This window comes from Pseudomonas sp. HAR-UPW-AIA-41, assembly GCF_002304225.1.
Classification (GTDB): Bacteria; Pseudomonadota; Gammaproteobacteria; order Pseudomonadales; family Pseudomonadaceae; genus Aquipseudomonas.
In genome coordinates this window covers 1-2,273 of record NZ_NSLB01000025.1, presented here as the reverse complement: position 1 = coordinate 2,273, position 2,273 = coordinate 1, and the positions used below count along the sequence as shown (strand labels likewise).

The window sequence follows — 2,273 nt, the reverse complement described above, 5'->3', positions numbered from 1 at the left end:
CGGCCCGTTCCTGGAGCAGGTATTGCGCCGCCTGCTGCCCGAAGGCGATGCCGTGGTGCGCATCCTCCAGCGCTCGCTGCTGGTGTCGGCCGACAATGCGAGCGCGAGCGCGCCGAAGGCTTCCATCAGCTGTGGCAGCAGCAGGGCTTCCTGCGCGCCTTCCGCGCCTGGCTGGATCAGGAAGGCGTGGCCGGGCGTCTGCTGGCACTGGTCGACGGCGAACGCCGGCTGACCAACCTGCTGCACCTGGCCGAACTGCTGCAGGCACAGAGCCTACTGCGTCCGGGGCTGGAGCCGCTGCTGGCCTGGTTCGCCGCCCAGCGCGCCGCCGAGAGCCACGGAGAGGACGCCCTGCTGCGCCTGGAGAGCGATGCCGAGCGGGTGCAGATCGTCACCATCCACACCTCCAAGGGTCTGGAATACCCACTGGTGTTCTGCCCCTACCTGTGGGACGGGCGCCTGCTGGGCAAAAACACCGACACCGCGAGTTGTCACGACGAGCAGGGTCAGCCGCTGCTCGATCTGGGCAGCGACAGGCTCGATGAGCATGTCGAGGCGGCGCGGCGCGAGAGCTTCGCCGAGAAGCTGCGCCTGACCTATGTGGCTCTGACCCGCGCCCGCGACCACCTCTGGCTGCACTGGGGGCCAGTGGACTGCAAGGCCAACAAGGACGGCGTGCTGGCCACCGAGAGCCTGGCCAGCAGCGCCCTCGCCTGGCTGCTGCATGGTCGCCAGCTGCCCGGCACCGACGCCCTGGGCGAGCTCAACGAGCATCTGCGCCAGGCGAGCCCGCAGGGCCTGCTGGGCGAGCTGAACGCACTGGTGGCGGCCAGCGCAGGACGCATGGCCGTGCTGCCGCTGCAGATGGCTGAGGCCAGCGCCGCCGGCGAATCCCGCGCCGAGCCACCACAGCAACTGGCGCAGCTCTCGCGCAGCCTGACCAGCGCCTGGCGCATGGGCAGCTTCTCGGGTCTGGCCGCCGACCAGCACCACGAAGCACCGGACCGCGACCAGCTTGCCGCGCCGGCCAGCCGCGAGCCAGGCAGCGGTTTCTTCGCCTTCCCCCGCGGCGCCCGCGCCGGCACCTGTCTGCACGCCATCCTCGAAGACTGGATGCGCGGCAAGGGCGAACTGGCCGCGCTGGTCGGGCAGCAATTGCAGGAACACGGCCTGCCGCTGGACTGGCAGACCATCGCTACCGAGCAGCTGCAGCGGGTGCTGGACACCGACCTGGATGGCGCCGGTCTGCGCCTGTCGGCCCTCGACCCGGCGCGCCGGCTGCCCGAGCTGGGCTTCACCTTCCCGCTGCGCAACCTGGCCATCGCGACGCTGCGCGCCATCCTGCAGGACCCGACCCACGGTCTGCCGCAGGCCATGCGCGAGGCGGCCGGGAGCCTCAACTTCGACCTGCTCAACGGCTTCATGAAGGGCTTCATCGACCTGACCTTCGAGCATGCCGGACGCTGGTACATCCTCGACTACAAGTCCAACTGGCTCGGCCCGGACGCCAGCTACTACGGCGGCGAACGCCTGGAGCAGGCCATCGCCGGGGCGCACTACTACCTGCAGTACCTGATCTATCTGGTGGCACTGCGCCGCTTCCTGCGCCTGCGTCTGGCGGACTTCGACGACAGCCGGCTGGGCGGCGCCTGGTACCTGTTCCTGCGTGGCATGCCCGAAGCCGGCGTGTACTTCCAGCGCCCGCAGGACAGCCTGCTGGATGCGCTGGACCAACTCTTTGCGGAGGGCGCGTGATGCTTATGGATGAACTGCCCCTCGGCCCACTGGAACGCGCCCTGCTCGGCAGCCTGTGCCGCCTGGAACCGCAGGCACCGGATTCGGTGCTGGCCGCCGCCGCGCTGTGCTGCGCGGCGCTGGGCAATGGCGATGTCTGCCTGCCGCTGCGCCGGCTGGCCGGCACCGCGCCCTGGCCCGAGCAGGACTTCCGCCTCCCCGCGCTGACGCACTGGCATCGTGAGCTTGAAGCCAGCAGCCTGGTCGGCGCGCCCGGCGATTTCGCCCCGCTGATTCTCGATGGCGAGCGCCTGTACCTGGCGCGCTACCACGCCTACGAAGTACAGCTTGCGTCCCAGTTGCTGCGCCGCGCGGCGCTACGACCGGAGGTGGACGAAGCGCGCCTGGCCGAATCGCTGGCCCGGCTGTTTGCCTTCAATCCAGCAGCCTGGTCGGCGCGCCCGGCGATTTCGCCCCGCTGATTCTCGATGGCGAGCGCCTGTACCTGGCGCGCTACCACGCCTACGAAGTACAGCTTG

The 2,273-nt window shown here is 70.0% G+C and carries 3 pseudogenes; all 3 read left to right on the top strand.

Features of this window, described 5'->3' with window-relative positions:
• Positions 1 to 115, top strand: a pseudogene (locus CK486_RS18375) (hypothetical protein); the annotation flags it as partial.
• A pseudogene (locus CK486_RS17695) lies at positions 100 to 1,755 on the top strand (3'-5' exonuclease); the annotation flags it as partial. The pseudogenes CK486_RS18375 and CK486_RS17695, both read left to right, overlap by 16 nt.
• Positions 1,755 to 2,174, top strand: a pseudogene (locus tag CK486_RS17690) (exodeoxyribonuclease V subunit alpha); the annotation flags it as partial. The pseudogenes CK486_RS17695 and CK486_RS17690, both read left to right, overlap by 1 nt.
• Between the last annotated feature and the right edge of the window lie 99 nt (positions 2,175 to 2,273).